General features: G+C 68.5%; 1 protein-coding gene. It reads right to left on the reverse strand.

The window, feature by feature from the left end:
• Positions 1-2,850 (reverse strand): choice-of-anchor D domain-containing protein (locus AC1DXV_RS33345; RefSeq protein ID WP_477937833.1); only part of this gene is annotated, 2,850 nt, incomplete at both ends.

The raw sequence follows: 2,850 nt of genomic DNA on the forward strand, positions 1-2,850 counted from the left end.
GCGCTGTACGGGTTGGCCACCGTCAGCGTGATCGTCGTGTACGTGGTCGTCGACGTCGCCGCCGTGCTCAGGTTGAACAGCGCACCGGGAATGGTCTGCAGCCGTGCTCAGGTTGAACAGCGCACCGGGAATGGTCTGCACCATGCCGCTGGCCGTGATCAAGGCATTCACCGTCGCACCCACGGAGCTCACCGTCTGGTTGAAGTTCGTCAGCGTGCCAGTCGCCAGCTGCACGTTCATCGAGCAGCCATTGCCCGGCGCGACGTTGCCGCAACCGTTGCCGACGATGCTCAGTGCAGCAGGCAGGTTGGACAGCCCCGTCAGCGTCATCGGCACGTTGCCGTCGTTGCGCCAGTTGATCAGTCCCGTCGGGGCTGCCGAGTTCTGGTTCACCGTGCCAAAGGCCAGGCCACTGAAGGTGGGCGTCGCGACCGAGCCCGTCACCGTACCGGACACCGTGGCCGATGCGGCACCCAGCGTGCCGCCGGTCGCCACCAGCGTCTGCGCACCTTGCGCGCCGATGCTGTCGCTTGTGCGCATCGACACCGTCACCGAACACGTGCCTCCCACGTCGACCGTGCAGCTGGTGGGTGCCACGCTGTATGCGCCGCTGAGCCCCGACATCGAAAGCGTCACCGTCTGGTTGCCGCTGTTGGTGAAGCTCACCGTGCCGGAGGCTGCGCTGCCGCCCTTCGTGGCACTCAAGCCGGTCGCGCCGTTGCCGGTGACCGAGATCGCCGAGCCGTACAGCGTGCCCGCCACCGAGGCGGATACCGCACCGGTCGTTCCACCGGTGGCCGTCAGGGTCTGGCCGCCTTGCGCGCCGATCGCACCGGCCGTCGTCATCGACACCGTCACGGCACAGCTACCGCCCGCAGGCGCCACGCAACTGGCCGGGCTCACCGAGTACGGCGCGCTGAGGCCCGACATCGCAAGCGTCGCCGCTTGGTTGCCGCTGTTCGTGAAGGTGACCGTGCCGCTTCCGGCCGCACCACTCTTCTGCGCCGACAGGCTTGCCGCCCCATTGCCGTTCACCGCGATCACCGATTGCAGGCCTGTGCCACTGAGCGCAGCAGACAGAGTCCCTGCACCCGTACCGATGCTCAGGCCACCGCTGCGCCCCGCATTGGCCGTCGGCTGGAAGCGCACCGTGATCGCGCACGTGCCACCCACCGGCAGCGAGCTGCCGCAGGTCGTCGAGACGAAACCGAAGTCCGTGCCACTGACCGAGGCAGCAGCCGGCACCGTCACGCTCAGCGGGCCGACACCGGTGTTGGTGAGCGTCGAAGCCTGCATCGGTGCGCTGCCGACGGCCACGTCACCAAAAGCCAGGGCAGACAGACTGCCCGACGGTGCCTGGCCTGTACCCGAGAGCACAGCCGATTTCACGCCCAGCTCGGTGTTGAGGTTCAACCCGCCAGTGCGCGTACCAGCCGCAGAAGGCGCGAAAGTCACGCTCACCGTGCATGAGGCGTTGGCGGCCAAAGTCGTACCGCAGGTCGTGCCCGCGAAGCCGAACTCGCTGCCCGACGCCGACGACACCGCCGCGGCGGTCGGCATCGTGATGTTGATCGCCACGCCGCCGGTGTTGCTCATCGTCGCCGTGGTGCCGCTGCTCTGCCCGATCTGCGTGGCCGTGAAGACCGGCACGCTCAGCGTGGCCGTCGGCGGCGTGCCGCGCGTCGCGGTCGCATTCGGCGCCGTGCCGGCACTCGCACCGATGGCCGCCAGACTGTTCGGCACGCTGCGCTCCTGCGTCGAGCGCTGCACGCCACCCAGCACCCAGTTGTCGTCTGCGATGTTGTTGAGGGCGTAGTCGTGCTTGGTCGTCGCGGTGATGGTCTGTGCCACGTTCCCCGCGGCCGTGCCGGTGGTGATCGCCACGATCTCCTTCGGGTCACCGTTCTCGTTGTAGCGGCTTGTCACGGTCGTGCCGGGCAGCGCATCGCCGTTCAGCTCGCGCGCAGTCTTGCTGCTCTGGAACAGGTACGGCCGCTGCAGCCGTACCGTGGCCGGCACCGGGCACGGCGCGGCGACAGTCGCAGCCGCTTCGGCCGTGGTCGACGCCGAGGCGTCGCAATAGATGTTGGCCTCGCTTGCCAACAGCAGCGGCGATGTCTGGTTCAGCGAGCCGCGCCAGCTCTGCGTGCGCGCGGGCTGCCCGATGTAGGGGTATGACAGCGCGACCTGCGTCGACTGCGACAAGACGCTGCCGTCCGCTGCCGGCCGCTGGCTGCGCACCTCGCGGAAGCCGCGCGGGCCGCGGCCGTCGTGTGCTGCCTTGAAGCCGCGGTAGCCGAACTCTTCGGACACCGTACCGCTGCCGACACCACTGTCGCGGTCGACGGTCGCGACCACGTAGCCGGGCTGCACCGCATCGAACAGCGGATACACCGCCGCGTTGGCCGCATCTCCGCGATCGCTCATATACCGGTCGCCGATCCCACCGCGGGCCGAACTGCCCAGCGACACCCAACTGAGCGTCGTCTTCAGGCCCTCCGGCGAGGTCACGCTGGTCAACAGATCAGGCGGCAGCGAGGTGCCCGCCTTCACGTAGAGCTGGTTCGCTGTCGCATCCCCCGGTGTCGGCGAGGCCCGCAGCCGCAGGATCTCCACATCGCCTTTGCCGGTGAAGTCCCCGGTCACGAACGCAGCCGAGCTGTCGCGATGCTGCAGCACGTCGCTCGCGGTGGTCAGATTGAAGCTGGCCGACGGTGTGAACGTGCCGTCGCCGTTGCTCAGGTACACCTTGTTCTGCGTCGGGTCGCTGCTCCACCACAGGATGTCGTCGCGGCCATCGCGGTTCACGTCGGCGACCAGCATGTCGGCGCTCTTCTCGCCGTGCAGGCC

This window comes from Rhizobacter sp. P3_C12 (genome assembly GCF_056402735.1).